20 protein-coding genes are annotated in these 24139 nt (G+C 70.9%); 11 read left to right on the top strand and 9 right to left on the bottom strand.

The features are described from left to right. The first annotated feature begins 201 nt into the window (after positions 1-201). On the top strand, positions 202-1290 hold the full coding sequence (gene ychF, locus AB0E91_RS06240) for a redox-regulated ATPase YchF (protein WP_361775986.1): 1089 nt from the start codon (positions 202-204) through the stop codon (positions 1288-1290). Positions 1291-1374: 84 nt separating this feature from the next. Here the strand turns inward: ychF and AB0E91_RS06235 are convergent, their stop codons facing one another. The 6 genes from AB0E91_RS06235 to AB0E91_RS06210 all read right to left on the bottom strand — a co-directional run bounded on the left by AB0E91_RS06235 (position 1375) and on the right by AB0E91_RS06210 (position 4681). Beyond that, on the bottom strand, positions 1375-1638 hold the full coding sequence (locus tag AB0E91_RS06235; RefSeq protein ID WP_361775983.1) for a type II toxin-antitoxin system RelE/ParE family toxin: 264 nt from the start codon (positions 1636-1638) through the stop codon (positions 1375-1377). Next, positions 1631-1900: a type II toxin-antitoxin system Phd/YefM family antitoxin gene (locus tag AB0E91_RS06230; RefSeq protein WP_361775980.1), complete on the bottom strand. Its 270-nt coding sequence runs from the start codon at positions 1898-1900 to the stop codon at positions 1631-1633. The genes AB0E91_RS06235 and AB0E91_RS06230 overlap by 8 nt, the downstream gene beginning before the upstream one ends. Then, a complete protein-coding gene (locus AB0E91_RS06225; protein WP_361775977.1) occupies positions 1897-2526 on the bottom strand; it encodes a hypothetical protein in 630 nt (209 codons plus the stop codon). Before AB0E91_RS06225 ends, AB0E91_RS06230 begins: the two co-directional genes overlap by 4 nt. Positions 2527-2690: 164 nt before the next feature. After that, positions 2691-3329 carry a DUF6000 family protein gene (locus AB0E91_RS06220; RefSeq protein ID WP_361775974.1) on the bottom strand — a complete coding sequence of 213 codons (639 nt, stop codon included), beginning with the start codon at positions 3327-3329 and terminating at the stop codon, positions 2691-2693. A gap of 3 nt (positions 3330-3332) precedes the next feature. Then, positions 3333-4064 carry a HEAT repeat domain-containing protein gene (locus tag AB0E91_RS06215; protein ID WP_361775971.1) on the bottom strand — a complete coding sequence of 244 codons (732 nt, stop codon included), beginning with the start codon at positions 4062-4064 and terminating at the stop codon, positions 3333-3335. Positions 4065-4150: 86 nt separating this feature from the next. Beyond that, positions 4151-4681, bottom strand: a complete 531-nt coding sequence (locus tag AB0E91_RS06210) for a hypothetical protein (protein ID WP_361775968.1) — start codon at positions 4679-4681, stop codon at positions 4151-4153. Positions 4682-4881: 200 nt separating this feature from the next. On the opposite strand from AB0E91_RS06210, the gene AB0E91_RS06205 reads away from it, so the two are divergent. After that, positions 4882-5286 carry a CbrC family protein gene (locus tag AB0E91_RS06205; protein ID WP_361775965.1) on the top strand — a complete coding sequence of 135 codons (405 nt, stop codon included), beginning with the start codon at positions 4882-4884 and terminating at the stop codon, positions 5284-5286. Between the two features lie 111 nt (positions 5287-5397). Next, complete coding sequence (locus tag AB0E91_RS06200) at positions 5398-7578, top strand: DEAD/DEAH box helicase (protein WP_361775962.1); 2181 nt, start codon at positions 5398-5400, stop codon at positions 7576-7578. Between the two features lie 142 nt (positions 7579-7720). Here AB0E91_RS06200 and AB0E91_RS06195 read toward each other — a convergent pair whose 3' ends face one another. Next, a complete protein-coding gene (locus tag AB0E91_RS06195) occupies positions 7721-8878 on the bottom strand; it encodes a serpin family protein (RefSeq protein WP_361775960.1) in 1158 nt (385 codons plus the stop codon). Between the two features lie 479 nt (positions 8879-9357). On the opposite strand from AB0E91_RS06195, the gene AB0E91_RS06190 reads away from it, so the two are divergent. The 5 genes from AB0E91_RS06190 (at position 9358) to AB0E91_RS06170 (ending at position 14547) form a co-directional block, all read left to right on the top strand. Then, a complete protein-coding gene (locus tag AB0E91_RS06190) occupies positions 9358-10110 on the top strand; it encodes a GntR family transcriptional regulator (RefSeq protein WP_361775957.1) in 753 nt (250 codons plus the stop codon). Positions 10111-10448: 338 nt separating this feature from the next. Then, positions 10449-10640: an SPOR domain-containing protein gene (locus AB0E91_RS06185; RefSeq protein ID WP_361775954.1), complete on the top strand. Its 192-nt coding sequence runs from the start codon at positions 10449-10451 to the stop codon at positions 10638-10640. A gap of 70 nt (positions 10641-10710) precedes the next feature. Then, the gene (locus AB0E91_RS06180) at positions 10711-11145 is read left to right on the top strand and encodes a (deoxy)nucleoside triphosphate pyrophosphohydrolase (RefSeq protein ID WP_361775951.1); all 435 of its coding nucleotides are present in this window, start codon (positions 10711-10713) and stop codon (positions 11143-11145) included. A gap of 155 nt (positions 11146-11300) precedes the next feature. Beyond that, positions 11301-11699, top strand: coding sequence for an ATP-binding protein (locus AB0E91_RS06175; protein ID WP_361775948.1), 399 nt, complete (start codon positions 11301-11303; stop codon positions 11697-11699). 250 nt (positions 11700-11949) lie between these two features. After that, positions 11950-14547, top strand: a complete 2598-nt coding sequence (locus AB0E91_RS06170; protein ID WP_361775945.1) for a SpoIIE family protein phosphatase — start codon at positions 11950-11952, stop codon at positions 14545-14547. A 21-nt stretch (positions 14548-14568) separates the two neighbouring features. Here the strand turns inward: AB0E91_RS06170 and AB0E91_RS06165 are convergent, their stop codons facing one another. Next, complete coding sequence (locus tag AB0E91_RS06165; protein ID WP_361775942.1) at positions 14569-16143, bottom strand: hypothetical protein; 1575 nt, start codon at positions 16141-16143, stop codon at positions 14569-14571. A 238-nt stretch (positions 16144-16381) separates the two neighbouring features. Here AB0E91_RS06165 and AB0E91_RS06160 point away from each other — a divergent pair, with 238 nt between their 5' ends. Then, positions 16382-18580: an ABC transporter family substrate-binding protein gene (locus AB0E91_RS06160; protein WP_361775939.1), complete on the top strand. Its 2199-nt coding sequence runs from the start codon at positions 16382-16384 to the stop codon at positions 18578-18580. An 87-nt stretch (positions 18581-18667) separates the two neighbouring features. On the opposite strand, the gene typA is transcribed toward AB0E91_RS06160, so the two are convergent. Then, the gene (gene typA / locus AB0E91_RS06155) at positions 18668-20575 is read right to left on the bottom strand and encodes a translational GTPase TypA (protein ID WP_361775936.1); all 1908 of its coding nucleotides are present in this window, start codon (positions 20573-20575) and stop codon (positions 18668-18670) included. Between the two features lie 781 nt (positions 20576-21356). On the opposite strand from typA, the gene AB0E91_RS06150 reads away from it, so the two are divergent. Beyond that, positions 21357-23000, top strand: a complete 1644-nt coding sequence (locus AB0E91_RS06150) for an ABC transporter substrate-binding protein (protein ID WP_361775933.1) — start codon at positions 21357-21359, stop codon at positions 22998-23000. A gap of 181 nt (positions 23001-23181) precedes the next feature. Continuing rightward, complete coding sequence (locus AB0E91_RS06145; RefSeq protein WP_361775931.1) at positions 23182-24108, top strand: ABC transporter permease; 927 nt, start codon at positions 23182-23184, stop codon at positions 24106-24108. The last annotated feature ends 31 nt before the right edge of the window (positions 24109-24139 follow it).

Genomic DNA, 24139 nt, shown 5'->3' with positions numbered 1-24139 from the left:
ATCGCACCTGAGACACGCCGAAGACGCCCGAGCGGGAGGGGCGGACCGAGGTGCGCGGGGACGAGCGGGCTGAGGTAAAGGGGTGGGCCCGGCTCCCGCGAGGGCGCCGGCCCCGGACGCCGTAGACTGGTGGATCGGCCGGTGTCACCTGGCCCCTGGCAGCCCCCGCCCCTGGCCCACTCATCAACGGGAAGTCGCAACGTGTCGCTCACGATCGGAATCGTCGGCCTGCCCAATGTCGGCAAGTCGACCCTTTTCAACGCCCTGACCAAGAACGACGTGCTGGCGGCCAACTACCCGTTCGCCACGATCGAGCCGAACGTCGGCGTGGTCGGCGTCCCCGACGGCCGCCTGGCGCAGCTGGCGTCGATCTTCGGCTCGGAGCGCATCCTCCCGGCGACGGTGGACTTCGTCGACATCGCGGGCATCGTGCGCGGTGCCTCCGAGGGCGAGGGCCTGGGCAACAAGTTCCTCGCGAACATCCGTGAGTCCGACGCGATCTGCCAGGTCATCCGGGCCTTCAAGGACGAGAACGTCGTGCACGTCGACGGCAAGGTCTCGCCGAAGGACGACATCGAGACGATCAACACCGAGCTGATCCTCGCCGACCTCCAGACCATCGAGAAGGTCCTGCCGCGCCTCCAGAAGGAGTCCCGGATCAAGAAGGACGTCGCGCCGAAGGTGAAGGCGGTCGAGGAGGCGAAGGAGATCCTGGAGAAGGGCGACACCCTCTTCTCCCAGGGCGTCCTCCAGGGTTCGGAGCGCGCGGAGCTCCTCCACGACCTGCACCTCCTCACGACGAAGCCCTTCCTCTACGTCTTCAACGTGGACGAGGACGAGCTGACGGACGAGGACTTCAAGAACGAGCAGCGGGCGCTGGTCGCCCCCGCCGAGGCGATCTTCCTCAACGCCAAGCTGGAGGCCGACCTCGCCGAGCTGGACGAGGAGGACGCCATCGAGCTCCTCGAGTCCGTCGGCGCCGAGGAGCCCGGCCTCGCCACCCTCGCCCGCGTCGGCTTCAACACCCTCGGCCTCCAGACCTACCTCACCGCCGGCCCCAAGGAATCCCGCGCCTGGACCATCAAGAAGGGCGCCACCGCCCCCGAGGCCGCCGGTGTCATCCACACCGACTTCCAGAAGGGCTTCATCAAGGCGGAGGTCATCTCCTTCGAGGACCTGGTGGAAACGGGTTCGGTCGCGGAGGCCCGCGCCAAGGGCAAGGCGCGGATGGAGGGCAAGGAGTATGTGATGCGGGACGGGGATGTGGTGGAGTTCCGCTTCAACGTCTGATTTGACGTGCAGAAACGGCCTGACCTGCGAGAACGTGGGTCGGGCCGTTGTGTTGTCCGCAGCAGTCCGCAGAACCTGGAGCAGCTACGTGTCGTAGACCGTGGAGCGGTGTCCGACGTGTACGGCCCACACCACCAGCTCCCCGTTGTCGATCGTGTAGACGACACGGTAGTCGCCGACCCGTAGGCGGCGGCGCTCAGGCTGGGATACGAGTGCGGTGGTGTTGAAGCCGAAGGGATCGTTCTCCAGCTCTGTCAGTTTGGCCAGGATGCGAAGCGCCATGTCACGCGGGATCTTGCGCAGCTCGGCCTGGGCCTCGGGCCGGAACACCGCGCGGTAGTCACTCACTGCGTTCCAGCGTCTCCCTCATCACGTCCTCGATCGGGACGCCCGCAGCCGGGCTCGCCATGCGCTCGTCGATGATGCGGTTGATCTCGCGCTCTTCCCATTCCTGATACTTGCGCAGCACCTCGATCGAGACCACGGCGGCTACCTGCTTGCCGCGACGGGTGATGACAGTGGGCACGTCGTCGCGGTCGGCCCGTTCGACGACTTCGGCCAAGTGGGCGCGTACGTCGCGGATGGACTCTATGGGCAGCGGCTGCGTCATCCCCCAAAGGTACCGAGTGTGCCATGTGTACACAACGGCTGCAGGTCCCGGCCAGTGCCGGGGGTTGGCGGTGGCAGTATGCGGGGGCATGGCGAGAGGCCGGGGCGGGATGGGGTGCAGTGAGCGGGAGGCGGTTGCCGCGGGAGAGCGGCTGCGTCGCGTCGACGCCGGATGCGGTCGCCCGGAAACATGAGTTCGTGCGGCAGGTACGCGTCGTCCGGAACGCACGGTACGTAGTCCGGGGCCGTGCGTGCCGCCACGGTCAGCAGGCGGGTGGCGGCTTCCTCCTCGGAGATGAGGGCGAGCCCGAGGGTGTGCAGGAGGTGGTCGCGCTCGGTGTCGAAGTCCGGGTGTTCGGTCCGGACGTCCGAGGCGAGTTCCGTGACCGAGAAGCTTTTCGCCAGGTCGCGCCAGAAGGGGAGCACGGCGATGAGTGTGACGGCCTCGACGAGGTCGGCGCCGATCAGCGTGGCCCGGCCCTCGGAATCGGCATAGAGGACAGGGCGTTCCGCGTCTTCGGTTTCCCCGCAGAGGAAGTACGTGCCGCCGGCGCCGCATCCGGCTATCGGGTGCAGCGGTCTCCCGGACGGGAGTACGAGTTCCTCGACGGGAATCCGGCGGTCCATGTCGAAGTCACCCGGCCAGGCGAGGGAATCAGCCAGTGACGGGTCCTGTTCGAGGCGGCGGAGCAGAGTGTCTGACGCGGTCATGGGCGGGAAGGCAGCAGCGCCCTCGGACAGTGCGTCCGGTTGTCGGGGCGCGTGATACCGAGGGCGCGTCTTGGCGCTCCTCAACGTCGAAGCCCGGTCCACCCGTTGGCGAAATCGCAGTGGAGGTCGGTCCAGCGGCGTTGCTCGGCGGGGGTGTGGTCGGGGTGGTTGCTGGGGTGGATCAGTGCGTTGACCCACTGGTCCCAGAGGCCGTCGGGCTGGGTGAAGCGGTCGGCGTGGTGGGTGCCGAGGAGGGCGTCGAGGCGGAGGAGGGCGCCGAGGGCCGCGGGCTGGTCGTAGTGGAGGTCGGTGCGGGGTAGGTAGCGGTCGAGGTAGGCGGTGAGGATCTCGGCGTCCGCGTGGGTGCCGAGGCGGGCCAGGGCGAAGCAGTAGGCGCTGCCGGAGTAGCAGACCTCGCTGGCGAGGAGGAGATCGCCGAGGCGCTCGCGGAAACGTGCCCGCCGGTCGACGCCGATCAGCCAGGCGGCGGTGAGACGTGACCGCCATTCGTACCCGAGGAGGGCTTCCAGTTCCTCGTCGGTGATCGCGGCGGCGTCACTGAGCAGGTGTCGGGTGAAGCGGGTGGTGTGCCACCACCGGGGGCCCAGGAACCGCCCGCCGTTCAGTACGAGGTAGCGCGGGAGGCCGCCGTACATCCTCGTCACGTAGCTCTCGACCACATGGCCGTAGCCGACTTCGTCGGGGCGTTGGGATGGCATCGGTCACCTCTCCGGGTACAGGTCGATACGGTCGATCCAGGTGGGAGCGACGAAGATGTTGTCGCCGACGGGCGCTTCGGAGGCTTCCAGCAGGGACCAGGTGCGTGACTCCTCGACCAGGTGCTCCCAGGGCGCGGTCCAGTCGAGTTCCCAGTCCGGGGCGGTGCCGGAGACGCCGTACGTGTGACCGGCGTCCACTCGCCAGAACTGGGAGTGGAGGATTACTTGGGAGTGGTCGGCCAGGTCGTTGACGATCTCCGGGAAGTGGGCCGAGGGCCAGCCGGGGCTGTCCGGTCCAGTACCGGCTTGCAGTCGGGCGGTCAGGGAGGGGACGACGGGGTTGCGGGCGCCGAGGTCGGTCAAGGCCCAGCGGATGGCCACGGGTTCGGACTCGTCGGGCGGAGTCCGCCGCTCCCGGCAGGCTCGGTAGGCGCGGCGCAGGGGCTCCACAGCGTCCTCGATCTCCAGACTCGCCAGGGCCGAGGCCGCCCACTGGCGGACGGTGGGGTTGTCGCCGCCGAGCAGGGTGATCAGGGCGGGGCCGCAGCGGGGGTCGGCGACCTCCTCGAAGACCTCGATGGCGGTCAGCTGCCCGAAGCTCCCGAGGGAGTCCAGGGCGGCGAGGATGGCCGGGGTGGCGGCGGACCCGATGTGGATCAGCTCGGCGCGGGCGTCGTAGGACTTGCTGGACTCGGCGTCGAGCTGCTGGACGAGGCTCTCGATGTGGGTGGTCATGACGCGGGGCGGACGTAGTGGCGGACGTACCGGCGGACGTATTGGCGGCCATGCCGGTGGCAGGCGCCGAAGTGGCCGGGCACGGTTCAGGCCCCCGTTTCGTCTGGATGGGGCCACTGACGGCCCACCCATTCGGATTCCGGGATCGCGCCCTCCCAGTCGTCGGTGCACCGGTCGGCCCAGGCGCGGCCCACCATGACCGGCCGGGTCGCCAAGCCGCCGGTGACCTCCTGCACCCGTAGCACCAGGCCGATCCCGTTGGCTCCGGGGTTCCCCCGTGGGCCGTAGGACACAGCGAGCACCCCACAGTTGTGGGCGTGCGAGAGGAACCGTTCCAGATCGGCCGGGACGCAGGCGGTCAACTCCCGGCCCCAGAGCAGCACCTGGGGTCCGTGGATCGCGTCGGCCGAGACGCAGAACAGCCGTCCGTCGACGAAGTAGGTATGCACGGCAGGCTCTGTCGTGCCGAACTCCACGCCGAGCGTCTCCGGAAACGAGGGGGCGGCCTGGAACCGGCGCAGCTCGGTCATGCCCGGCAGCGCCTCGGCAACCTCGTTGATGCGCATGCCGAACCACAGCGGGCCTACGCCGTCCAGTGGCATCAGCTCCCAGTCCAACCGTGCCGGCCCCTTCACAGCACCCCGGAGTTCTGCCACGTCTCCACGCCCGTCCCCGTCCGCACACCGATCCGCGCCGCTTCCCGACGCTCGACCTCACCTGCCATTACACCAAGCTCCAGATCCCTTACGGACCTTCGGGCGGAGCCAGTGGACCGACGTGGCCTTCCTGCGCGCAGGTAGCGTGACCGGCATACGCGGTGGAGGAACTCTCCGACCGGCTGTGCCCGTGGTGCATCGCGGATGGCAGCGCGGCCGCGAGGTACGACGCGCATTTCATCGGTGATCCGGTCGGGGACGATGTCCCGCTCGAGGTCGTGATGGCCGTCGACGCGTGTACGCCGGGCTTCTCGTCCTGGCAGGACCCGCGGTGGTTCTTTCACTGCGGTGATGGTGCGGCGTTCATGGGGGCGGCGGGAGCGGCGGAGCTGGCCGCGTTCCCGGAGGCCAGGGAGGGGCTGCGGGGCGAGGCCGGGGCGTGGGGGTGGTCGGCCGAGGACGTCGACAGCCGGCTCGGTGCTCTGGACAAGGACGGTCAGCCCACCGGCTATCTCTTCAAGTGCCGTACCTGCGGCCAATACATGGCGTACGCGGACTTCACGTAGCAGCGGTCGAGTCGCTCACCTGGGCAGTCTCGTCGCAAGCCCCGTCACCGTGCCATGGACTTCTCCGTCTCGGTGGGAGAATGCCGGCACATGTGAAGAGGGCGGGGGAACGTGGGGCGTGGGGAGCGGGACGTCGTCGCGAGGGGGACGCGGCTGTTCGAGGCGGCGCGGGCCGTGGTCGATGACCATGGCCGGGCCGTGGAGGCCGTGCGGGCGGCGCTGAAGCCGATTCAGGACGCGGCGGTGAAGCGGGAACTCGACGCCATTCCCGTCGTCCGTCTGCAGGACGTCACCGAGGGACGGCTGCGGGTGGGGAGCGTCGAGAAGGGCGGACTGCGCACCGTGGGCAGCGTCCTGGAGGCGGGCCCCTACCGGTTGCGTCAGATTCCCGGCGTCGGGCAGCACACCGTCGACCAGATGCTCGCCGCCGCCCGCCGGCTCTCCGAGGCCGTGTACGAGACGGTGGGTGTCCACCTCGACGTGGACCGGCCGGAACCGAGCACGACCGCGCTCGTCGTGGCCCTGCACGTGCTGGTGGAGGCCGGACCGGACGCCCGTCGCGCGGTCGACAGGGCCGTTGAACTGTCGGGGCGGGTGGGGCCGTTGCTCGATGATGCCCGGCTCGTCACCGGTCGGCTCCGGATGCTTCTGGCGGGCCGGGAGAAGAAGGCCCGCGCGTTGGCGGCGGTCACCGCGCTCCAGTCGCTGGTGGACGAGACGGAGCGGGCGGGGCTGCCCGAGCTGCTGGCCCAGGCGTCGGTGGACCTGCTCCGGGGGCCCTCGTCCGACATCGCGGCCTGGGTGGACTTCGAACTCCGGTCCGCCGAGTACTACAGCCTGTTGGCGGAGATCTCCGGACGGCGTCCCGACGTGGCCGCCGTCGAGGGGTTCCTGCCGGACGAGGTCGCCGAGCGGGTGCGGGTGCAGCCCCTCGACGACACGCACCGGCGGGTCTCCCTGCGCGGTTACCAGGCGTTCGGCGCACGGTTCGCGCTCGCCCAGCACAGGGTGATACTCGGCGACGAGATGGGTCTCGGGAAGACCATCCAGGCGATCGCCGTACTGGCGCACCTGGCCGCCGAGGGGGCGAGTCACTTCATGATCGTCTGTCCGGCGAGCGTCCTCGTGAACTGGACGCGGGAGATCGAGGCCCGCAGCGCGCTGCGTGTCGTACCGCTGCACGGTCCCGACCGGCAGTACGCGTTCGCCGACTGGAAGGAGCGGGGTGGGGTCGCGGTGACCACGTTCGACTCCCTTCGGGGTTTCCCGGTGTGGGACGGCGGGGAGGTCGGGCTGTTCGTCGTCGACGAGGCGCACTCCGTGAAGAATCCGAACGCCAAGCGGTCCCAGGCGGTGGCCGGCTGGGCGGAGCGGTGCGGGCGCACCCTCTTCATGACCGGAACCCCGATGGAGAACAGGGTCGTCGAGTTCCGCAACCTGGTCCGGATGCTCGACGGCGCTGTCGCGGACTCCCTGGGCGAGGGCGACGCGCCGGCGGGTTCGGTCGCCTTCCGTAAGGCGGTGGCCCCGGTCTATCTGCGACGCAACCAGGAAGACGTACTGACCGAACTTCCCAGTCTCCAGCGGACCGACGAGTGGGAGGAACTGAGCGCGTCCGACGAGGAGGCGTACCGCGAAGCCGTCCGCGCGGGCAACTTCATGGCGATGCGGAGGGCCGCGTACGCGCGCCCCGAGAAGTCGGCCAAGCTGGAACGGCTCCGGGAGATCGTCCAGGAGGCGGCCGTCAACGGGCAGAAGACGGTGGTCTTCTCCAATTTCAGAGACGTACTGGGCGTGGTGCGGGAAGCGCTCGCGGCCGGAACCGGCGGCAGCACCGCGGTCTTCGGCCCGCTCACCGGGAGCGTGGCGGCCGAGCGGCGGCAGCGGATCGTCGACGACTTCGCTGCCGAGGCGGGCCCCGCGGTGCTCCTCGCACAGATCCAGGCGGCGGGCGTGGGCCTCAACATCCAGGCCGCTTCCGTCGTCGTCATCTGCGAACCCCAGATCAAACCGACCATCGAGCACCAGGCGGTGGCCCGCGCCCACCGTATGGGCCAGGTCAGGCCCGTGCGCGTGCACCGCCTCCTGGCCACCGGGGGCGTGGACGAACGCATGGTGAGGATGCTGGAGGACAAGACCCGCCTGTTCGACGCCTACGCCCGCCGCAGCGCCGTGGCCGAATCCACGCCGGACGCGGTCGACGTGTCGGACACCGAGTTGGCACGCCGGATCGTCGAGGAGGAACAGGCGCGGCTCGGAGTGGTCCGCAAGGAGTCAGCGGGACACCCGTGAGCGGCCTTCGGGGCGCGATGCCTGCCGAACGGAATCCTTCCTCCGCGCGCCGGGGGCTGGGAGGAGACGCGGCGCGTCAACGGCGAGCCCCGTCCTCGGCAGTCCGCCCGCCACGGCCCCGAACCGGCCGCCGCAACCGCTTTCACCTCCCCTGATAAGGCACCGGCTCCGTAACCCACCCCGCCGTAAGGATCAGCCGGCTCTCGCGGTGGACGGCGAGGAAGGCGAAGGGGCGGTCGAAGGTCGCGCGGACCACTGTCGTCTCGTAGCGGTACTCGGGTACGCCGCCCGGGACCGCCATCACCGCCGTCACCGCGCCCGCGCGGAAGCCGAGGGCGCCGAACTGGGCTACGGCCGACTGGCGGGCGTCGCCGATGGCGAGGGGGGCGTCGCTGATGCCGGGGAAGTGGGAGCCCGGGGTCCGCACCGCCGTGGTGAGGCCGAACAGGGCGGGCAGGGCGAGGAGGTTGTGGTCGGTGCGCACCTCGTACGCCACCGTCCGCACGTCCAGGGCGATCGGCTCGGGCCGGACCGCGGGCTGGGACTCGATGTGCAGCCCCGGGCCGACGTGGCCGAACGGCAGCGCGCCCCCGGCCGTGACCGCGACCGTGCGCTCCACCACGCCGACGCCCGCCGAGAGGACCTGGCCCGGCGTCATGCGCTCCTCGCCGAGCACCAGATGGACGTCGATGCCGTTGTCCCCGGGCACGGTCAGGGTCGTGACGAAGCCCTCCGGCGCGCCCGCGACGCCCACCCGGTCGGGGCGGACGCTCCTGCGGTGCAGCCCGCGCAGCCTGCGGCCCTGCCAGGGGCCGGACTCCGGGGCCAGCATCGTATCGGTGAAGGGCTGCCGCCAGGTCGTACGCAGGGAGAGCGCGCTCGCCAGCACCATCCGCGCGTCACGCGTCAGCGTCACCGGCATGCGCTCGACCAGGCCGCCGGTCCGCTCGACCGCCCACGCGTCCAGCCGTTCCTGCGCGGTGAGCAGGTCGTCCCCGAACACCCCGTGGCTGCCCACCGGCAGGGCTCCGCGCCACTCCTCGCGGAACCGCAGGCTCTGGTGCGCCCACAGGCCGACCGCCGCGTCCAGGCCGGAGACGGAGTCCAGCGCGGTCAGCAGTCCCCGCGCGGCCGCCGCCGCGTGCTCGGCGGGCACCCCGAGGGCCTGGGCCAGTTCGGCCCGCGCCGGGCCGCCCGCGCCGTCCGCGAGGAAGGCCAGCAGGGGCCACGCCCCGGCCGCCGAGAACACCGTGCCGTCCGCCGGGGCCTCCCACGCCCATCTCGCGGTCAGCCCGTTCACCGCGCGTACCGTGTCGCTCCCGGTCCATGAGCCCACGCCGGTGCCCTCCACTGCCGCTCCGCCCACTGCCGTGCCCCCACTCCGCCCCTGCCGGTCAGGGTCCTCGCCGCCGCGTTCCGGGGCGGTCCGCCCCAGGAGCACCGTACCTGTCCGGTCTGTGCCCCGGAGCGGAGTCCGGTACGTCCGCTTGCGCCCGCCCCGGGACCGTCCCGAGACCCGCCTCGACACCCGCCCGGACACCCGCCGTGCACGCCCCGACGCGCCCGGCGCGACGGCCGGGTACGGCTCCGGAGGTGTGATCGTCGCCGGAGCGGGGAGTCATAGCGGAGTCATGGCGGGGGCCGGGGCGGGAAAGCCCCTGGGTGCGGCTCTCCCCGACACCACGTCATCACTTCGAGTGATTCTCTGGCCTTTGCTTGCACGGCACAACCCAGGGTTGCCACGCTGTTGCTGTCTGTACAACCTGATGGGAGCGGCCAGTGACTTTCGGTGAGCAGCCGGCGTATCTGCGCGTCGCGGGAGATCTCCGCAAGAAGATCGTCGACGGTTCACTGCCGCCCCACACCCGCCTCCCGTCCCAGGCCCGCATCCGCGAGGAGTACGGCGTCTCGGACACGGTCGCGCTGGAGGCCCGCAAGGTGCTCATGGCCGAGGGGCTGGTCGAGGGCCGCTCCGGCTCCGGCACCTATGTGCGCGAGCAGCCCGTGCCCCGGCGCGTGTCCCGCTCGGGGTACCGCCCGGCGGGCGGCGCCACGCCCTTCCGGCAGGAGCAGGCCGACGCGACGGCGCGCGGCACCTGGGAGTCGAGCAGCGAGCAGACCGAGGCCGTCGCCGCCGTCGCCGAGCGGCTCGGCATCCCGTGCGGCGAGCGGGTCATGCGCACCAAGTACCTGTTCCGGGAGGCGGGGGAGCCGATGATGCTCTCCACCTCCTGGGAGTCGCTCGCGGTCACGGGCCGTACGCCGGTGATGCTGCCCGAGGAGGGGCCGCTCGGCGGGATGGGCGTGGTCGAGCGGATGCGCGCCATCGACATCATCGTGGACAACGTCACCGAGGAGGTCGGCGCCCGCCCCGGCCTCGCCGAGGAGCTCCAGCTGCTCGGTGGTGTGCCCGGTCATGTGGTCATCGTCGTACGGCGGACGTATTACGCCTCGGGCCGTCCGGTGGAGACCGCCGACGTGGTGATTCCGGCCGATCGGTACCAGGTCGCGTACCACCTGCCCGTGAGGTAGCGCACACTCGATGCGCCCCCTGGGGGTCGGACCCTGTCGGCCGGCTCCTCGCCCCCGGTGCTTCCGTGCGCCGCGTTCCGGCCGTTTCCCCAGGTGATCGAAGGTCTGTTCGCCTACCCCGCGTGCTGCGGCACTTCCGCGCCGACCGGGCGCGTTCACTCGTGTGCGCCCCCATGCGTTCTGGCCGGTTGCATACCTCTTCGTGAAAAGCCGTATTCGCAGGGTGAAGGTTGGGCGTACGCTCGGGCATATGCGTATTGCGGTTTCCTTAGGCGGGGTGCGTCGGGAGCCCGGGACCGGAAGCGGGTGGGGCGGTGCGAAGGGGAGCGGTGGGGGCGATGAATGAGGGTGCGATCGTCCTGCCCTGGATCGTGATACGGCAGGACGACAACGGCAACACCTATCGGGTCGGCCGGTACGCCACACGGGCCGAGGCCGAGCGGATCGCCGACAGCCTCGACGGGCACGGCCACAAACAGCTCTACTGGGTCGAGCACATCGACCACAGCGGGGAAGCCACCCGCAACTGAGCCCCGGAGGTCCTCCGGCACCGGGCGCTCCCGCGGCCGACGCCGGACGCGCTCCCGTAGGCTCCACTTCATGAACGCACGGATCGTGGTGGGCGCCGCCCTGCTCGACGAGGGGCGGCTGCTCGCCGCGCGCCGTAGCGCGCCCCCCGAACTGGCCGGGCGCTGGGAGCTGCCCGGCGGCAAGGTCGAGCCCGGCGAGCGGCCCGACGAGGCGCTCGTGCGCGAACTGCGCGAGGAGCTGGGCGTCGACGCCGACGCGGTCGAACGCCTCCCGGGGCAATGGCCCCTGAAACCCCCTTATGTCCTGCACGTGTGGACGGCGCGGCTGCGCCCCGGCTCGGCGGGACCGAGCCCCCTCCAGGACCACGACGAACTGCGCTGGCTCACCCCCGACCGTCTCTGGGAGGTGCCCTGGCTGGATCAGGACGTCCCGGCGGTCCGCGAACTCGCCGCCCGGCTCGGCGCCCCGGCCGCGCACGGAAGCACGGCGTCCACCGACGGCTGAGGAGGGGCGGAGCTCCGGCGTGCGCCCCGCTCCGGATACGCCGTTCGTGCCACAGTGCGCCCACCCCTGCGATACCACCCCGCGAAATGCGGGTATATCGCCATTGACCCCATGAAAACGGGCATGAGTGGGCTCGCCGGCCTGGGAAGTGATCCGTGATCGACACCGGAGGCGACCGCGCCGAGTGGACGTTCGCCGCGGAGCCGGGCGCGGTGCGCGCCGCCCGCGCCGCCGTCCGTGGCCAGTTGCGCCACTGGGACCTGGAGAGTCTCGCCGAGCTGACGGCCCTGCTGGTCAGCGAGCTGGTGACCAACTCCCTGCGGCACGCCACCGGTCCCATCGGCCTGTGCCTGGTGCGCCCCTCCGGACTCGACGGCTCCCTCCTGGTCGAGGTCTCCGACCCGCTGCCCGACCCGCCGCGCGAGCGGATCGCCCGCCCCGAGGACGAGAGCGGCCGCGGGCTGCAACTGGTCGCGGGCGCCTCGCACCGCTGGGGCACCCGCCTCGGCGGCACCGGCAAGACCGTCTGGTTCGAACTCACGCTGCCGGGGTGAACCGGGGGCGCGCCGCGCCGTGCGCCGGTGGCGCCGGACACCCGGCCGACGACGCGTGCCCGCGTGGGTGATTCGAGGACGTGTTCCCTGGTTAGAAGAGTGGAAGTGTTGTCGCGGCGCGGTCCGGAACTCACCCGCACCGAGCTGTGATCGTGAACACCGTGTCCTACGGCGCCGTAGTGCTGGATACTGCGGGCAGCCGCCCCCGGTGACCGGTGCCGGACGCGGTGAGCTGGAGGGGACGGTTCGCGTGAGCGAGATACCAGCGAAGGCCACGGAGTCCGAGGACCCGTCGGACGGCGCGAGGAACGAGGTCGCGGCTGCCGCCGCGCGCGGTGAGACGCCGTCCGCCGACCTGTGGCAGAGCAGTCCGCCCGGCTCCATCTACGAGTACATCAAGGCGGCCTCCTTCTCCATCGGCCCCGGCGGACTGGTGGAGCAGTGGGGTCTGCGGGCCGAACAGCTCCTGGGCGTCCCGGCCGAACGCGCCCTCGGCATGGACCCCATCGAGGCGTTCGTCGACCCCGATCTGCACTCCCGCGGCCACCGCAAGATGGCCGAGATCCTGGACGGACGGGAGTGGACCGGCGTCGTCCCCTTCCGGATGCCGGACCGGGACGACGGCACCCGCGGCGAGGAGGGGCTGGCCGAGGTCTACGTCATGCCCACGAAGACCGCCGACGGGGAGAACGCCGCCGTCTGCGTCGTCGTGGACATCCGCACCCTGCGCGGCATCGAGACCGATCTCGCCGCCTCGCAGGCGATATTCGGCCAATCTCCCTTCGGCTTCCTGCTCATCGACGGCGATCTGACGGTCCGCCGGGCCAACAAGCGGTTCGCGTCCATCTTCGGCGGCACCCCGGACGACCACCGGGGCAAGGGAGTCCACGACTATCTCCCGCGCGCCGAGGCCGACCGGGTCGCCGCCACCCTGCGCCGGGTGATGGAGACGGGCGAGTCCATCACCGACATGCACGTCACCGGCTTCGTGCCCGACTCGGACGAGCGGCGGCACTGGTCCATCAACCTCTATCGCGTGCACAGCGGCAGCGGGCGCCCCATCGGTGTCGCCTGGCTCGGCACCGACATCACCGCCCGTCGCGCCGCCGCCCGCGAGGCCGCCGCCGCCCGGCGCAACCTCGCCCTGCTCAACGAGGCCGGTGCCCGCATCGGCAACAGCCTCGACCTGGAGACCACCGCGCGCGAACTGCTCGACGTGGTCGTCCCCGGCTTCTGCGACCTGGCCACCGTCGACCTCTGTCAGGGCCTGCTCACCGGCGACGAGACTCCGCCGGGCCTGGCCGACGGCAGCGCCGAACTGCGCCGGGTCGCCTTCGCCAGCGCCGTGTCCGACGTGCCCTTCGGCGACTCGGGCGAACCGGTCGAGGTCGGCTCGGTCCACCGCTTCCCGTTCAACTCGGCCTGCGCGGACGCCCTGCGCACCGCCCGCCCGCAGCGCGTGCCCGCCGAGGAGGGCGGGCTCGTGCAGTCCACGCTGGCCGTGCCGATGGTCGCGCACGACACCGTGGTCGGGATCGTGCAGTTCGCCCGCACCAAGGGCAGCGAGCCCTTCGGGGACCGCGACCGGGACCTCGCCGTCGAACTCGCCGCGCGCGCCGCCGTCTGCATGGACAACGCGCGCCTGTACCGCCGCGAGCACGAACGCGCCCTGATACTCCAGCGGTCCCTGCTCCCGCCCGACGACCCCGAGGCGTCCGGACTCGACATCGCCTGCCGCTATCTGCCCGGCAACGCGGCCACCGAGGTCGGCGGCGACTGGTTCGACGTCATCGAACTGCCCGGCCACCGCACCGCGTTGGTGGTCGGCGACGTGATGGGACGCGGACTGCGCGCGGCCGTCGCGATGGGTGAACTGCGCACCGCCGTCCGCACCCTGGCCCTGCTCGACCTCGAACCGGCCGAGGTCCTCTCGGCGTTGGACGAGATCGCGCGCGGTCTCGGCACCTCCGGCAACGTCCAGCAGGCCACCCGCGCCGCCCGCCAGCCGCGCGACGCCGACCTGTGCGAGGTCTACCTCGCCACCTGCATCTACGCGGTCTACGACTCCGTCACCCGGCGCTGCACCTTCGCCAACGCGGGCCATCTGCCCCCGGTCCTGGTGGAGCCGGGTGAGAGCGCGCTGATGCTCGACGTGCCGCCCGGGATGCCGCTGGGCGTCGGCGGCGAGCCCTTCGAGGAGGTCGAGGTCGACCTCCCCGAGGGCGCCCTGCTCGCGCTCTACACCGACGGCCTGGTCGAGTCCCGCGACCACCCGCTGGACGAGGGGCTGCAGGCGTTCGTGGGGGCGCTCACCGACCCGGCCCAGCCGCTGGAGGACGTGTGCGACCACGTCCTGAGCAGCCTGGACACCCGGCACGGCGAGGACGACATCGCGCTGCTCCTGGCCCGCGTCCAGGGCCTGCCCGCCGACTCGGTCGGCGACTGGACCCTGCCGCGCGAGCCGCGCAGCGTGGGCCGCGCCCGCGAGTACGCCCGCGCCCAGCTGCTCGCCTGGGACCTGGAGCCCCTGGTCGACACGACGGAGCTGCTGGTCAGTGAGCTGGTCACCAACGCCCTGCGGTACGGCGAGGGCGAGATCAGACTGCGGCTGCTGCTCGACCGCACCCTGGTCTGCGAGGTGTGGGACGCGGGACTCGTCCAGCCCCGCCGCAGGCGCGCCCGCGACACCGACGAGGGCGGCCGGGGACTGCAGCTGGTCGGACTGCTCAGTGCGGCCTGGGGCTCGCGCCGTACCCCGCGCGGCAAGACGGTGTGGTTCGAACTCCCGCTGCCCGGCGCCGAGAGCACGCTGACGGACCCGGCGGAGGCGTTGCTGAGCCTGTTCTGACCAGGGGCCTGTCGACTCGGGTCAGGCCGGCCGGGGCAGCCGGAGCCGGTCCCGGGTCGCGGGGCCGCCGAAGCTCACCGGCGGCCCGCCGTCCGGCTCCTCGCCGAGCAGCACCCCGCCGAGGACGGCACCGGCGAGACCTGCGGGATGCCCGGGCTCGTCGGCGTACGGGGCCGGGTGCGCGCGCACGTCCGCCTCGGCCGACTCCAGCGCGCGCCGGGCCAGGACGTCCGCCTCGGCGTCGTGCTCGGCCCGCCGGTCCGTCGCCGCCAGTGCCTGCCGTGCCGCCGCGAGCAGGGTGCGGGCATCGGCGCCGACGACGCCCCGGCGTACGGCGATGCAGTCCGCCGCCTCGTCTGCGGCGGCCTCGGCCACGAGACGCGCGGCCTCGTGCAGCACCTCCGCCCGCGCTTCCCCCGGCCGCCGCACGGCCCCCGTGATCCGGCGCAGCGCGTCCAGCGGGTCGTACGGCCGCGGGGCCTCGCGTACGGCGGCCAGGACCTCGTCGCCCCGTACGGGTGCCGCGCCCTGTTCGCGGGCCGCGGCCAGGTCCTCCTCGGCGGCGGCGAGGGCGGCCGGGACCAGCACGGTCGCCTCGGCGAGCCGGTCGGCGAGCCGTTCCACACCGTCGATCTGGATGCCCGCCTGGGATATCGCGGCCTCCGCGGCGCGGAGTTGACGGGCCGCCTCCCGGTCGGCGCCCGAATCGACGGCGCGACGAGCCTCGTTGAGCCGGGCGGTCGCGAACACCAGCCGGTCCAGGGCCACTTCGGTGTACCGGTCGGCCCGCACCCCGTACCGCTCCCGCAGCGCCGCCACCGTGCCCTGTGCGGCCGCCGCCCGCGCGGTCAGCTCCCGGAACCGCCGCTCCGCGACCCCGAGGGCCGGACCGCCCGCCGGTCCCCGCAGCCGGTCCAGAGCGGCCGCCTCCGCGTCCAGGCGCCGCCCTGCCTCCTCGCACCGGCCGACCACGCCGACCAGGGCCTGCCGCCGGGCGTGCGCGTCCTCGGGTACGCCCTCCGCCCAGCGTCCGAAGATCGCGAACGCGGCCGCCAGCTCCGCCTCGGCGGCGCGCAGCGCCTCGCGGGCCGGTCCGCCCTCCGCCTCCGAGACGTACGACAGCTCCTCCGCCGAGGCCCGTACGCAGTCGTCGGCGCGTATCAGGGCCTCCCGCGCCTGCCGCTCGGTGCCGCCGGTGCCCGGCGCGGGCGGGGCCGAGGGCGCCGGTGCCGGGGTCGTACGGGTCCGCACCCGGCGGGTCCGCCGTACATAGCCGTACCCGGCGGCCAGCACGGCGGCGACGGCCACGACCAGCGGCAGGGCGAGGTCGACGGCCGACCCGTCCTGCTCCGCCGCCCCGAAGCCGACGGCCGTACGGGTGGTCCCGGCGGGGGCGGTGTCCGTACGCGCGAGGGCGGTCGTGGACACGGCCGGCGTGGACACCGCGGACGGGGCCGCGACGGGATGTCCGGGCGCGTGCGCCGTGGCCGGGAGCAGGAGCCAGACCGCCGCCGTCGTCCCGCCCGTCAGGACGTGGACCACACGCAGGCGCAGGTGCGCCGTGGCGTGCCGGGGGCGGCCCAGGGTGCTGGTCACATTTCGGAGCGTATGGGCGGCCGGGCGGTGCCGCGAGTGGGCGGGACGCGGTGTTTTCCGGCGGAGTGCGCACGGGCGCCGGGGAGGGTTGCGCCGCACGGGTGGGCTTGTCGTACGACCCCGACGTGTCGCCCGCGATCAAACGACAAGGTCGTTTTCAGTGAGTCCATAGATCTGATCAGCTCCATATACCGCCAAAAGTGATCACCACGTCCGCGGCTTCCCGGAGGTAGCACAGATGTCCCACGACGGCGTCGGCCTGCGCGCGGTCATGCGCGCGGTCGCCTTCCTCACCGCGGGCGCCCTCGCGGTGCCCCTCCTGTCGGGATGTGGCTCCGACGACAAGGCCGACCGTCCCCTGGCCCCGCAGGACATCGCCCTTGCCGCCCGCACCCAGGTCGCCGAGGGCGGCACCCTGAAGTGGGCCGTGGACGCGGTGCCGGAGACCCTGAACGCCTACCAGGCCGACGCCGACGCGGGCACCACCCGGGTCGCCCAGGCCGTCCTGCCCTCGATGTTCCGCCTCGACGCGGGCGGCGCCCCCGAGGCCAACCCGGCCTACCTGGAGTCGGCCAAGGTCATCGAGACCGAGCCCCGCCAGGTCGTGCTGTACAAGCTGAACCAGCAGGCGGTCTGGAGCGACGGCCGGGAGATCGGCGCCGCCGACTTCGTCGCCCAGTGGCGCGCCCTGTCCGGCAGGAACACCGCCTTCTGGACCGCCCGCAACGCCGGGTACGACCGCATCGAGAAGATCGAGCGCGGCGCGAGCGACCTCCAGGTCCGGGTCACCTTCTCCCGCCCCTACGCCGACTGGAAGTCGCTGTTCTCCCCGCTGTACCCGAAGGACGTCATGGGCACCCCGGACGCCTTCAACGACGGCGCCCGCCGCAAGCTGACGACCACCGCGGGCCCCTTCAAGGTCGACAAGGTCGACACCGCGGCCAAGGACGTGATCCTCACCCGCAACCCGCGCTGGTGGGGCGAGCCCGCCAAGCTGGACCGGATCGTGCTGCACGCGGTGCCCCGCACCGGCCGCACCACGGCGCTCGCCGACGGCACCGTGGACCTCGCGGACATCGATGCCTCCGAGGCCCAGCGGATCGGCTCCGCCAACGGCGGCAACGGCGCGGGCAGCCCGCTCCAGGGCGGCGGCAGGACCTCGGCGAAGAAGCTCCGCTCCTGGGCACTCGCCCACGGCCTGGCGTCCGAGGAGGTCCACGCGGGCCAGAAGACGCTGCGCAAGGCGATCACCCGCTACCTGGACGAGCAGGAGGCGCTGCGCTCCTACGACGTCCGCAAGTCGCTGGAGCCCGCCTACACCCAGCTCGCCATGAACGGCGCGAGCGGTCTCCTCGCCGACGAGCGGGTCCGCCGTGCCGTGGCCCGCGCCCTGGACCGTACCGAGCTGGCCAAGGTCGTCCTCACCCCGCTCGGCCTGCCCGCCGTACCGGTCGGCAGCCATCTCGCGCTCGCCGGGCAGCCGGACTACGCCGACGGCAGCGACGCCCTCGGCGGCCAGGACACCAAGGAGGCCCAGGCGCTGCTCTCGGAGGCGGGCTGGGTGCCGGGCGGCCCGGTCAAGGAGCAGAAGAAGCCCGACAAGGCGGCCGGGGCCGAGGCCACCAAGGCCGTCGAGGACGAGTCCGAGGGCGGCAAGGACGGCGAGTACGTCGTCGGCGAGGACAACAAGCACCCCGGAAAGCCGGACGGCAAGCAGTCGGACGGCGAGCGGTCCGACGGCAAGAACGGCCACGAGGACGGCGGCCGGGAACTCGCCCAGGACGGCAAGCAGTACTCGGGCCAGGGCGGCGCGCCGGGGGCCTACGCCCCGAAGGGCACCGCGGCCCCGGCGGGCGCCGTCACCGGCCCGCTCGCCAAGGACGGCCAGGCGCTGAACCTGCGCTTCGTGCTCCCCTCGGGCGCGGGCTCGCAGACCCTGGACACCGTCGCCCGGAAGATCTCCGCGATGCTGGAGAAGGTCGGCATCCGCACGACGCTCACCAAGGTCCCGGACGCGGGCTACTTCAAGGACCACGTCGCGGCCGGCGACTTCGACCTCGCCCTGTACTCCTGGCCCGGCACCGCGTTCCCGGCCACCGACGCCCGCCCGATCTACGCCAAGCCCGCCCCGGCCGCCGACGGCTCGGTGAACATCGAGCAGAACTACACCCGGATCGGCACCGACCAGGTCGACCAGCTCTTCGACCAGGCCGCCGCCACGCTCGACGCGGACCAGGCGCGCGACCTGCTCCGCAAGGCCGACTCCCGCATCTGGGCGACCGCCGGTTCCATCCCCCTCTACCAGCGCCCCCAGCTCGTCGGCGCCCGGAAGAACCTGGTCAACGCGGGCGCCTTCGGCTTCCGCACCCCGGTCTACGAGGACATGGGCTTCCTGAAGAAGGGCGCGACGGTCTCGCCCAGCCCGTCCAGGAGCTGACCACCCCGAAAACGGCGCCGGCCGCCCCTCGCAATGGAGCGAGGAGCGGCCGGCGTCACGTGCTGGGGGATCAGCCTTCGCGGATGATCAGCCGTGCTTGGCGCGGCTCGCGGTGCGACCGCGCTCCTTCTGGTCGAGGACGACCTTGCGGATGCGCACGGCCTCCGGGGTCACCTCGACGCACTCGTCGTCGCGGCAGAACTCCAGGGACTGCTCCAGGGAGAGCTTGCGCGGCGGGACGATCGCCTCGAACGAGTCGGCCGACGAGGACCGCATGTTCGTGAGCTTCTTCTCCTTGGTGATGTTCACGTCCATGTCGTCGGAGCGCGAGTTCTCGCCGACGATCATGCCCTCGTACACCTCGGTGCCGGGGTCGGTGAACAGCACGCCGCGCTCCTGGAGGTTCGTCATCGCGAACGCGGTGACGGCGCCGGAGCGGTCGGCGACGAGCGAGCCGTTGTTACGGGTCGTCAGCGTGCCGAACCACGGCTCGAGGCCCTCGTGGATGGAGTGGGCGATGCCCGTGCCGCGCGTGTTGGTCAGGAACTCCGTGCGGAAGCCGATGAGGCCGCGGGACGGGACGACGAACTCCAGGCGGACCCAGCCGGAGCCGTGGTTGGACATGTTGTCCATGCGGCCCTTGCGGACGCCCATGAGCTGCGTGACCGCACCCATGTGCTCCTCGGGCACGTCGATCGTCATGCGCTCGACCGGCTCGTGGACCTTGCCGTCGATGAGCTGGGTGACGACCTGCGGCTTGCCGATGGTCAGCTCGAAGCCCTCACGGCGCATCTGCTCGACCAGGATGGCGAGCGCCAGCTCACCACGGCCCTGGACCTCCCAGGCGTCCGGGCGCTCGGTGTCGAGCACGCGGAGGGAGACGTTACCGACCAGCTCGCGGTCGAGGCGGTCCTTGACCTGGCGGGCGGTGACCTTGCGGTCCTTGACGGCGGACTTGGCGTCCGCGCCCTTGCCCGTGCCACCGCGGCCGACCAGCGGCGAGGTGTTGGTGCCGATGGTCATGGAGATCGCGGGCTCGTCGACCGTGATCAGCGGCAGCGCGACCGGGTTCTCCGGGTCGGCCAGGGTCTCGCCGATCATGATGTCGGGGATACCGGCGACGGCGCAGATGTCACCGGGGCCCGCGACCTCGGCGGGCTTGCGGGTGAGCGCCTCGGTCATCATCAGCTCGGTGATGCGCACGTTCTGGATCGAGCCGTCGCGCTTGATCCACGCCACGGTCTGGCCCTTGCGCAGCTCGCCCTGCTCGACACGGAGCAGCGCGATACGGCCGAGGAAGTTGTCCGCGTCGAGGTTGGTGACGTGGGCCTGGAGCGGCGCGTCCTCCTCGTACGTCGGGGCCGGGACGTGCTCCAGGATCGTGGAGAAGAACGGCTCCAGGCTGGTGGAGTCCGCCGGGACCGTGCCGTTCTCCGGCTTGGTCAGCGAGGCGATGCCGTCACGGCCGCAGGCGTAGACGATCGGGAACTCGATCTGCTCCTCGTCCGCGTCCAGGTCGAGGAAGAGGTCGTAGGTCTCGTTGACGACCTCGTCGATCCGGGAGTCCGGACGGTCCGTCTTGTTGATGCAGAGGATCACGGGCAGACGCTGCTGGAGCGCCTTGCGCAGCACGAAGCGGGTCTGCGGGAGCGGGCCCTCGGAGGCGTCGACGAGCAGGACGACCGCGTCGACCATCGACAGACCACGCTCGACCTCGCCACCGAAGTCGGCGTGGCCGGGGGTGTCGATGATGTTGATCGTGATCGGGTCCCCGCCGTCCTTGGGGTGATACTTCACCGCCGTGTTCTTGGCGAGGATCGTGATGCCCTTCTCACGCTCCAGGTCGTTCGAGTCCATCATGCGGTCGTCGACGGAGTCGAGCTGGTGGGCAGCGAACGCGCCGGCCTGCTTCAGCATGCCGTCGACGATGGTGGTCTTGCCATGGTCGACGTGGGCGACGATGGCGACGTTACGGATGTCGTGGCGCGTGGCCATATTGCGGCGTACTCCCGGAGTTGAGGAATGCCCTGCGCGGACGTCTGTGTTGCGCGGGCCCTGCCGGGCTGGACACGCCACGGCCATCCCCCATCGTACGTCCCGGAGCGCGCTGGGGCGCGCCGGGTGGCCAGAGGCATCCCCCCAAGCTACCCGAAACAGGGTTCTACCTGGTATAAGGCGCATATCTCCACAAGTCCGTCATGAAGATCACGGAGGCGAGGGGGCCCTGGAGAGATCCTTATAAGAAGAAAGGGGACCTCTATAAGAAGGGGAGGGTTCATACAGGGTTTTCCCTAGGGTCTGCCGTGATGGCCCGATTCCGTCGGCTCGGCCGTGTTCGCGGGGCTAGGGTGTCCGGACGCGGGCCTCGCCCCGCCGGCGTTCCGCCGTGTTCGAGTGCGGGCGGTGTTCGAGATCGATCTCCACCGCCGGGTGCAACTCATTTCCTTATCCCATGTCCGCTATTCGGACGACACGAACCGATAGTCGTGTAACAAGTCCGTTTCGCAGGGATCTTTCGGCAATCTGTTTGTCCGGATTTCGGAAGAAGTTAACGCCAGGTGTGATCGAACCGAGACCAAATCACTGTGGTCGGCCAGTGAACGCATGGCAGATAGTTAGGCGCGTAGAGCTCGGGTCAACGGGTCACGTGCCGTGGGAGGCGCCGACTCGCGAGCATTGCGGGGGCACTTGGTCTTCTCCATTCCTTCACGACTGCGGAATGGCGAATGCCCGGGCGCTCCCTTGCGGTGAACAAAATACTCAGGAGGAGGAACCCATGCGCGGTGCCAACAGCGCCAAGTGGGTCGCGGGTGCGATCGTCATAGCCCTGTCCGCGACTGCCTGTGGCGGCGGTGACGACAGCAGCAACAAGGGCGCGGGCCAGGACGGCGGCACCTTCCGGCTGGGTATCACCGAGCCGGTGGCCATCGACCCCTACAACTCGCAGGAGTCCGAGGGCCAGCTCGTCACGGACAACCTCTTCACCGGCCTTTACGAGCCGACCGCCGACGGTCAGGTCATTCCCACGCTGGCGACGTCGAAGAAGGTCAGCGCCGACGGCAAGACCTGGACCTTCACCATCAAGAAGGATACCAAGTTCAGCAATGGCGAGGCGGTCGACGCCGAGTCCTTCATCCGTGGCTGGAACCGCGTGGCGCAGAAGACCGCCGCGTCCGACGTCGCGTACCACATGGCCGGCATCGAGGGCTTCGAGGACGTCCAGTCCGGTAAGGCCAAGGAGCTGACCGGTCTGAGCGCTCCCGACCCGTACACCCTCCAGGTCAAGCTCTCCGCCCCGGACTTCGAGTTCTACATCAAGACCACGCACACGGTCTTCAGCCCGGTGCCCAAGGTCGCCGGTGACGCGAAGAACAAGGCGTACAACGAAGCCCCCATCGGCAACGGCCCGTTCAAGATCCAGGGCCGCTGGGAGCACAACAAGTCGATCACGCTGGTCCGCAACGACAGCTTCGGCGGCACGAAGGCGCACCTGGCCAAGGTGCAGATCGACATCCTCAACTCCGCCAACGGCGTGACCCTGGAGTACCAGGGCTTCGAGTCGGGTCAGTACAACTGGGCCCGGATGCCCACCCCGCAGCTCCCGGCCGCCAAGGCCAAGTACGACCCGCAGGGCGAGTGGCTCAACGTCGACACGAACGGGATGAACTACCTCCTCCCGATCACCGACAACGGTTCGCTGAAGACCGTGAAGGCCCGCCAGGCGGTCTCCTACGCGATCGACCGCGACGCCATCATCAAGGGCGTCTTCCAGGGCATGTACACGAAGTCGACGACGATCCTGCCGCCGGTCTTCAAGGACGTGTACCAGAAGGACCTGTGCACCTCCTGCATCAAGCAGGACAAGGCCAAGGCCAAGCAGCTCGCCAAGGAAGGCGGCCTGAAGCCGGGCACCACCATCGAGCTGGGCTACAACACGGGCGCCGGTCACGAGGAGTGGATCCAGGCCATCAAGCAGCAGCTCGAGAGCGTGCTCGGTGTCAAGGTGAAGGCCACCGGCAAGCCGTTCGCCGAGCTGCTCGCCGACCAGCAGAAGCCGAAGGCCTCCGGTGCCTACCGCTTCGCCTGGGGCGCGGACTACCCGACGCCGGACAACTTCCTGTACCCGCTGCTGGACACGGCCTCCATCAACAAGGACGCCAACGGCAAGGTCACCGGTGACAACCGCGGCCGCTACAGCAACAAGGCGTTCGACGACCTGCTCGCCAAGGCCCGCGCCACCCAGGACCAGGCCGGCCGCAACGACCTGTACAAGCAGGCCGAGAAGGTCGCGCTGGACGACCAGGCGCTGATCCCGCTGTGGAACCGCACCCAGCTGCGTCTCGCGGACACCAAGAAGTTCAAGAACGTGAAGATGGACTTCCACGAGAACCCGACCCTGGCTGAGATCAGCCTGAAGTAACGGGTCACCGCCGCAGGCGGAATCCGGCAACCGGGGGTCGTGGTGTCCGAGTGTCCACTCGGACACCACGACCCCCGACGACCGTCGGGGGAAGTTGATCCACTTCTCCCGTCCCACCCCACGCCCGTGATGCGGGGCGCGGGAGCCGCTGCGGAAGAGGCAGCGAGGCAGAGAGGCAGTCATGGGAAGGTATGTGGTCCGCAGGCTGGGCCAGTTGGTCATTGTCACGCTCGGCGCGACGATGATCCTGTTCGCCTGCCTGTTCGTGCTCCCCGGAGATCCGGTGGGCCAGATCGCGGGCAGCGACAAGGCGCGTGACCCCGCGGTCATCGCCCAGCTGCACAAGCAGTACGGGCTCGACAAGCCGCTGGTCGTCCAGTACGGCACCTATGTCGGGAAGCTCGCCACCGGCGATCTGGGCACGGACTACACGCAGGGCCGGCCGGTCACCGAGATCCTGATCCCGAAGCTCGGCAACACGGCCAACCTGGCGATCGCGGCCATGGTGATCGACATCGTCATCGGCATCAGCGTCGGTGTGCTCGCCGCCATGCGCAGATACTCCATCTGGGACGTGTCGGCGACCTTCATCACCACCCTGGCCATCGGCATCCCGTCCATCGTGCTCGGCATGATCATGCAGCGCGTGTTCGTGATCGAGCTGGACTGGTTCCCGCTGATCGCCGGCGACGACTTCGTGGGCATCGTCCTCCCTGCCTTCACCCTCGCCATCATCGACGCGGCACTCGTGGCCCAGCTCGCACGCAGCACCATGCTGGAGGTCCTGCGCGCCGACTACGTCAAGACGGCCATCGCCAAGGGCCTGCCGCGCCGGACGGTGCTGCTGCGGCACATCCTGCGGAACTCGGTCATTCCGGTGATCACCTACCTGGGCATCTCCTTCGGAACCCTGCTCGGCGGCGCGATCATCACCGAGACGATCTTCAACTGGAACGGCATCGGGCTCGCGCTGATCCAGGCGATCCAGCAGAACAACAACCCGATCATCGTCGGAGTCGTGACGATCAGTGTGGCGGTCTTCGTCCTGCTGAACCTGATCGTCGACCTGCTGTACGCCGCCCTCGACCCGCGTATCCGCCTCGCCTGACCCGCGGGATCGCCCCCTTCTAGGAGTCTCA

Origin of the sequence: Streptomyces sp. NPDC026659, from assembly GCF_040638245.1 — a bacterium.
Classification (GTDB): domain Bacteria; phylum Actinomycetota; class Actinomycetes; order Streptomycetales; family Streptomycetaceae; genus Streptomyces.
Note: the sequence above shows the minus strand (reverse complement) of the source record. Positions and strands in the feature narration are given on the sequence as shown.

Bases quoted from the DNA above. Each gene is read 5' to 3' on its own strand.
- AB0E91_RS06150 (WP_361775933.1), top strand. From the start codon at position 21,357: ATGCGCGGTGCCAACAGCGCCAAGTGGGTCGCGGGTGCGATCGTCATA.
- AB0E91_RS06220 (WP_361775974.1), bottom strand. From the start codon at position 3,329: ATGCCATCCCAACGCCCCGACGAAGTCGGCTACGGCCATGTGGTCGAG.
- AB0E91_RS06185 (WP_361775954.1), top strand. From the start codon at position 10,449: ATGAATGAGGGTGCGATCGTCCTGCCCTGGATCGTGATACGGCAGGAC.
- AB0E91_RS06215 (WP_361775971.1), bottom strand. From the start codon at position 4,064: ATGACCACCCACATCGAGAGCCTCGTCCAGCAGCTCGACGCCGAGTCC.
- AB0E91_RS06180 (WP_361775951.1), top strand. From the start codon at position 10,711: ATGAACGCACGGATCGTGGTGGGCGCCGCCCTGCTCGACGAGGGGCGG.
- AB0E91_RS06230 (WP_361775980.1), bottom strand. From the start codon at position 1,900: ATGACGCAGCCGCTGCCCATAGAGTCCATCCGCGACGTACGCGCCCAC.
- AB0E91_RS06145 (WP_361775931.1), top strand. From the start codon at position 23,182: ATGGGAAGGTATGTGGTCCGCAGGCTGGGCCAGTTGGTCATTGTCACG.
- AB0E91_RS06225 (WP_361775977.1), bottom strand. From the start codon at position 2,526: ATGGACCGCCGGATTCCCGTCGAGGAACTCGTACTCCCGTCCGGGAGA.
- typA (WP_361775936.1), bottom strand. From the start codon at position 20,575: ATGGCCACGCGCCACGACATCCGTAACGTCGCCATCGTCGCCCACGTC.
- AB0E91_RS06160 (WP_361775939.1), top strand. From the start codon at position 16,382: ATGTCCCACGACGGCGTCGGCCTGCGCGCGGTCATGCGCGCGGTCGCC.